Raw genomic sequence first — 4634 nt, 5'->3', positions numbered from 1 at the left:
TGCAGTATTAATAGTTTTCCAAAATGTCTGCCTGTGAAATATAACATCTAAAAATTAAGGAAATGTTTGTGATAGGATTATACTATAAATTTAAACACCTAACTGTTTGCGACAGAACCGGAAATTCTTAATTAAGATGCTAGATTATTTCTAGCACGTTAATTAAGAATTTACACAGTTAATTGGAAAGGCTCCTTTAGTGACTTGGTGATTTTCCATGATTCGAATCATTATGATCTAAACTTCCTTCGGTGGGATATTTATCATATCCATTATGGTACGAGTGATTAATATAATATTCTTTTAGGTGGTCTAAAACTTTATTCTGAGAACTGTTTGTATCAGAAAGAGCTACTACATCATTAAATAATGATATTATCTTGCCATCTTGTTGTTTTAGATCTTCTAAAAAAGATACTTTCATTCCTAAACCACCCAACAAAGATAGACCTATACCAAATCCAGTAATGATCTTCATTAAGTAAGCTTTACTCACAGAGTCTCTTTTTAATTCTTCTATCTGTTTATTAAGTTTTTCAATAGATTTATCGAATCTATTAAACTCTCTGTCAACCTTTTCCATCCATTTATCACCATCTCAAACTCATTAGTAATTTATTTCCCTATTATAGAAAATTATTTTATATAAAATGTTGAAGTAAAAGTCCATAAAAAGTATTTTTATTAGCTCTAACTTTCAGATCATCTCAGTTACTAAACTTGTTCGTAGCATTTTAAACCAATAGGACCTTCTCCAGCATATGTTACAGTACCTTTTAAAACATTTTGTTCATTATTATTAGAATCACTAGAAAGATCTATTTCAACAATCTCCTGGTTTTCTCTATCGCCAATACTCCATTCAAAATCTCCTTTACCATTCCATTGATCTACAAAAGCATAGTTATTTCCTTTTGTTCTAGTAAGGGTACAAAATATTTCACCTTCTCCAGCATATGTTACAGTACCTTCTAATACACCTTCTGACCCTTTAAGTTTTATAGACACAACATTTTGTTCTTTTCTACATCCAAGAATCCAGTTTTTATTTACACTATGTACCTCTCCAGCATAAGAATACTCAAGTGAGTACGTATTAGTTTTTTCCTTTTTACTAAAGGGATTTGCCATACCTTCTATTACTTCTTTCTCTTTCTTTTTCTTTTTAAAAATTCCCATATTTTTATCCTATTTTAGTTTTTTTCAACAGAAGATTAATATTTATATGAGAACAGCATATTAATAGAGAATATTTTTTTGTAAAAAAGAGGTTCTGTCACAAGCTGGTAGTTGTGTAACTTCATAGTATAGTTTTATCACGAATATTCTTTTAAATTTTAGATGTTAGGTTTCACAGGCAGACATTATTCGAGATTATTAAATCTCCAAGCCCTACGCTAGTATTTATCATATCCATTAAGTTACAGACATGTAGAAGAGCTTATGAAAGAGAGAGGAGTTAAGGTATATCATAGCACAATCAATCGTTGGGCTACCAAATATTCCAAAGAACTAGAATCAACATTTAGTAATAGTTTTAGAAAATATGGTAGTTACATAAGTTGGAAAATGGATGAAACCTACCTAAAGATCAAAGGCAAAGATGTATATTTATACAGAGCTATAGATAAGCATGGAGATACTTTGGAGTTTATGGTATCTGAAAAAAGAGATGAAAAGTCAGATCGTAAATTCTTCAAGAAAACTATTGTTAGACATTGACTTACCAAAGAGAGTTAATGTAGCAAAATCAGGAGCCAATGAAGCTGCTTTGTTGACTATCAACATAGGCTGCATGAGAAGTAGAACAAAGGGATTATTAGCTGTATTAGCTCCTATAATTATTCATATAATAGCTGATTCAACCATATTCATATTTTTATATTGTATGTACTAATTTAATTATAATATGGTCGACCGTAATTTTATGTTCATTCGCTCCCTATGGTCCAATATGACTGTTTGGGATCAATTCTATGATATAGAAGCATAATTGTATCTAGAGAATAGTAATTCTAGGGAAATTGTAACTACTTTACTAGTTTTATACAGAGCCCATTTTAAAGACAGTTGATTTAATACTACCAGTTTTTTGTAGATTTTATAAAATATAGATATCGAAGATATTTATGTTTTATATATTATGGATTTTTTCTTTTTAGGTTTAGAAGACTCGTTAGGTAGTGATAATAAATTTGTTAAGTTAAACAAATTAGTTAATTTTGAGAGTTTTAGAAAAACACTCAAGGGTATTTATAATCAAGATATGACAAAACAAGGCAGACCTGCCTATGATTGTATAATGATGTTTAAACTTTTATTATTAGGTCAATGGTATAGCCTAAGTGATAGAGAATTAGCATCTAGTTTAAGACTTAGAATAGACTTTATGTATTTCACTGGATTTACGCTCACATCTAATTTACCTGACTATAGTACTATTAATAAGTTTCGTAACTTATTAATAGAAAAGCGTAAGTATAAGAAACTATTCAAAGAACTTAACAAGCAACTTGAGTCACTAGGTTTATCTATAAACAATGCTAAAGGAGCAATCATAGATGCCACCCTAGTAGAGTCTGCTGGTAGACCAGATAAACATATGGATAATCCGACAGAAGATAGAAAAGAAGATCAAAGTACCAAACCTGATATTTCATATGGTAAAGATACTAACGCAAGATGGATAAAAAAAGGCAAGAAAAGTCATTATGGTTATAAAGTATTTGAAAGTGTTGATGATGAGCATGGTTTTATTCAGACTATACATACTGAATCAGCAGAAGCCTATGAGGCACATAGGCTAGGAACAATTTTAGATGATTTGAACTGCAAGTATCTTCTAGCAGATAAAGCATACGATACTGCTGCTAATAGAGAGCTATTAAAAGCCAAGAAAATCAATAATCGTATATTACAAAAAGCGGTTAGAAATAAACCATTAACAAAAAGGCAAAAAAGACGAAACATTCTTATATCTAAAACTAGATATAAGGTAGAAAGATGCTTTGGTACCATGAAGAGAAAATTCAACTTTGCTAGAGCTAGTTACTTTTGTACTATAAAAGTAAATGCTCAAGCCTTATTAAAGGCTATGTGTTTTAATGCACTAAAAGCTGTCAATTTGATGGCTTAACCAGGATAAATGTGTTCATATCAGCCAATATGGCTGATATAGAACATAAAATAGGAAGTTATATCTAAAATTTCCTAAAAATATCTAGATAGGTGAAAAAACCTAGATTAACTCAACAGTCTTTTTTATTAATTACTTCTGACACCTTATAAGATATTGTTAAATCGTTAACTTCTTGCTTACTATTATCAATATCAATATAAAAGTCATTACTGTTTTTAAAATCTATAACTTGACCAGCTGAACGATGACACCTAAATGATGATCCGTCCTTATCTATAAATATCTCTATATGATGATCTCCTACTAAAGCCTCTCTCTTTAGATCATAAAAAAAAGCCTCATGAACAATTTTATCTATACCATCTATTTTACTCGAGAACACATCTTTAAAATGATTTCTAAAATTTAATGTATCATCTTCTTTTCCAAAGAAGTGTATGGTAGCTCTTAATGGACTGACTTTTGCTCCGTTATCATGTTCTTGGCGTAATCGACATCCAAGCCCGGTATTTTTATCTTGAAAATATAGCGTTGGTGCTCTATCTTCTGCCTTTGTTACTAACACTATATTATCTAATTTAAATATTTCTTCTATGTATTTCATATTAATTATCATCATTATTCATATTATTACTTTAATATTCAAGTGTTTTAACACTTAATTATTACTGGTTTATTATCATAAATACCTGATGGTTTTTTTGAACTTGCCCAACACCAAAAACGACTAATTTAGCATATGATAAATTTAGTAATATAGGTACCATTATGATTGATAATAAAAACAGTATCATAATATTTTTTGTCTCTGCATTTTACAATATATCACTTAGAGTAACTTATAAATATTACTTGAGTAAGTTTTAATTATTAAAATATAATCACTCAAATAATATCTACTATTTTAGATGCCACATAAGTACGCTCAATTTAAAGGTTGGAATGTTCTGGAACATCATATTTAGCCTCAATGTTATCAAATTACCAATTCAAATCTATTCATTAGAATTAGACCTTATAATCCTCATGATATTTACTCTTCTTTTTCCTTAAATGGATTGAAAGAAGAGTCACTACTATCTTCTATTTCATCTGTATCTACTTCCTCACTAACAGTTTCTCTAATACGATCCAATATATTACTTGATTCTGGTAGACTATCAAAAGATAACTCAAGAGAATCTACAGTATCCAGTATAGTTTGTGATCTTCTAAGAGCTAGGTTATAGCTGATTTCAATACTTTCATCACTATCGAGATCAGAAAATACATCACTTTCCCAAGAACTGATAGCAGAAGGAAGATCATTAAGGCTTCTAATTAAAGGCTCTTCTGCTTCCTCAGGCAATTCTAGATATAAATTAGCGTAAAACATTTTTAAATTATTTGTAAGAACAAAAAATTTAGTTACATCTTTCATTATTGTTTTCTCCTCATTTAATTAGTTAGGTATTATTTTATAATAAAAAATATGTGTAAATTATGAATAAACTGT

7 protein-coding genes are annotated in these 4634 nt (G+C 29.4%); 3 read left to right on the top strand and 4 right to left on the bottom strand.

All coding sequences use genetic code 11. The annotated features are described in order from the left end of the window. Positions 1 to 196 precede the first annotated feature (196 nt). Both F3D57_RS10030 and F3D57_RS10025 read right to left on the bottom strand, forming a co-directional pair. Positions 197 to 583 carry a hypothetical protein gene (locus F3D57_RS10030; protein ID WP_150466148.1) on the bottom strand — a complete coding sequence of 129 codons (387 nt, stop codon included), beginning with the start codon at positions 581 to 583 and terminating at the stop codon, positions 197 to 199. Between the two features lie 131 nt (positions 584 to 714). After that, positions 715 to 1179, bottom strand: coding sequence for a lectin OAA (locus F3D57_RS10025; protein WP_150466147.1), 465 nt, complete (start codon positions 1177 to 1179; stop codon positions 715 to 717). Between the two features lie 264 nt (positions 1180 to 1443). Here F3D57_RS10025 and F3D57_RS10020 point away from each other — a divergent pair, with 264 nt between their 5' ends. From F3D57_RS10020 to F3D57_RS10010, 3 genes are all read left to right on the top strand, one after another. Further along, entirely contained in the window at positions 1444 to 1722 is a 279-nt protein-coding gene (locus tag F3D57_RS10020; RefSeq protein ID WP_150466146.1) for a DDE-type integrase/transposase/recombinase, read from the top strand. Next, a complete protein-coding gene (locus tag F3D57_RS10015) occupies positions 1673 to 1897 on the top strand; it encodes a hypothetical protein (protein ID WP_150466145.1) in 225 nt (74 codons plus the stop codon). Before F3D57_RS10020 ends, F3D57_RS10015 begins: the two co-directional genes overlap by 50 nt. 246 nt (positions 1898 to 2143) lie before the next feature. Further along, entirely contained in the window at positions 2144 to 3136 is a 993-nt protein-coding gene (locus F3D57_RS10010) for an IS5 family transposase (protein WP_150466144.1), read from the top strand. A 112-nt stretch (positions 3137 to 3248) separates the two neighbouring features. Here F3D57_RS10010 and F3D57_RS10005 read toward each other — a convergent pair whose 3' ends face one another. Together F3D57_RS10005 and F3D57_RS10000 are read right to left on the bottom strand one after the other, a co-directional pair. Next, positions 3249 to 3743 carry a hypothetical protein gene (locus tag F3D57_RS10005; protein ID WP_150466143.1) on the bottom strand — a complete coding sequence of 165 codons (495 nt, stop codon included), beginning with the start codon at positions 3741 to 3743 and terminating at the stop codon, positions 3249 to 3251. Positions 3744 to 4172: 429 nt separating this feature from the next. Further along, entirely contained in the window at positions 4173 to 4559 is a 387-nt protein-coding gene (locus tag F3D57_RS10000; protein ID WP_150466142.1) for a hypothetical protein, read from the bottom strand. Positions 4560 to 4634: the final 75 nt, after the last annotated feature.

The sequence above is a fragment of the Francisella sp. SYW-2 genome (assembly GCF_008711475.1).
GTDB lineage: Bacteria > Pseudomonadota > Gammaproteobacteria > Francisellales > Francisellaceae > Francisella > Francisella salimarina.
This window is presented reverse-complemented; position numbering and strand designations above follow the sequence as displayed.

Bases quoted from the DNA above. Each gene is read 5' to 3' on its own strand.
- F3D57_RS10030 (WP_150466148.1), bottom strand. From the start codon at position 583: ATGGAAAAGGTTGACAGAGAGTTTAATAGATTCGATAAATCTATTGAA.
- F3D57_RS10025 (WP_150466147.1), bottom strand. From the start codon at position 1,179: ATGGGAATTTTTAAAAAGAAAAAGAAAGAGAAAGAAGTAATAGAAGGT.
- F3D57_RS10020 (WP_150466146.1), top strand. From the start codon at position 1,444: ATGAAAGAGAGAGGAGTTAAGGTATATCATAGCACAATCAATCGTTGG.
- F3D57_RS10015 (WP_150466145.1), top strand. From the start codon at position 1,673: ATGAAAAGTCAGATCGTAAATTCTTCAAGAAAACTATTGTTAGACATT.
- F3D57_RS10010 (WP_150466144.1), top strand. From the start codon at position 2,144: ATGGATTTTTTCTTTTTAGGTTTAGAAGACTCGTTAGGTAGTGATAAT.
- F3D57_RS10005 (WP_150466143.1), bottom strand. From the start codon at position 3,743: ATGAAATACATAGAAGAAATATTTAAATTAGATAATATAGTGTTAGTA.
- F3D57_RS10000 (WP_150466142.1), bottom strand. From the start codon at position 4,559: ATGAAAGATGTAACTAAATTTTTTGTTCTTACAAATAATTTAAAAATG.